The 882-nt window shown below is 52.7% G+C and carries 1 rRNA gene; it reads right to left on the reverse strand.

Annotated features, from left to right (window positions below):
• A 16S ribosomal RNA gene (locus tag QD280_RS17750) occupies positions 1-460 on the reverse strand; the annotation flags it as partial.
• Between the last annotated feature and the right edge of the window lie 422 nt (positions 461-882).

Consider the following 882-nt stretch of genomic DNA (forward strand, 5'->3'; position numbering starts at 1 on the left):
TCCCAAGGCGTTCTTCCTCGCTGAAAGTGCTTTACAACCCGAAGGCCTTCTTCACACACGCGGCATGGCTGGATCAGGCTTTCGCCCATTGTCCAATATTCCCCACTGCTGCCTCCCGTAGGAGTCTGGGCCGTGTCTCAGTCCCAGTGTGGCTGATCATCCTCTCAGACCAGCTACGGATCGTCGCCTTGGTGAGCCATTACCTCACCAACAAGCTAATCCGACATGGGCTCATCCGATAGCGCAAGGTCCGAAGATCCCCTGCTTTCTCCCGTAGGACGTATGCGGTATTAGCCTGAGTTTCCCCAGGTTGTCCCCCACTATCGGGCAGATTCCCATGCATTACTCACCCGTCCGCCGCTCGACGCCTCCTAGCAAGCTAGGATCGTTTCCGCTCGACTTGCATGTGTTAAGCCTGCCGCCAGCGTTCAATCTGAGCCATGATCAAACTCTTCAGTTGAAAGCTTGATAGTCTGTTAAGCAGACCAAACTTGGTTCAGAGTCAAACTTCTCGTGAGAGGCTTGCTCCGATATTTGGTGACCTTGTCACCACTCATCGGCAAGCGCTCACACGAATTACCTGATCAAATTTTTAAAGAGCGTCGCTGTTAAGCGAGGAGGCATATTCTACTTGGAACGCTTGAGAAGTCAAGCACTTGATGATGAGTCAGTCGACTGCCTCTAAGCATCATCAAGCGGTGAGGAGCGTTGCTCGATCACCTGTTCCGTAAGGAGTGCGGCGTATTCTAGCGAATCGCCCGGGATTGTCAATCGATGAATTCGAAGCGGACTTCAAAAACCTCAAGCAAAACAATCACCTGCAAACCTCTTTCACCGCTGGTAACGCCATGCGTCCCCGGCAGCGGATGCGTACTTTACGCA

It is taken from the genome of Cobetia sp. 1AS1 (genome assembly GCF_029846435.1).
Taxonomy (GTDB): domain Bacteria; phylum Pseudomonadota; class Gammaproteobacteria; order Pseudomonadales; family Halomonadaceae; genus Cobetia; species Cobetia amphilecti.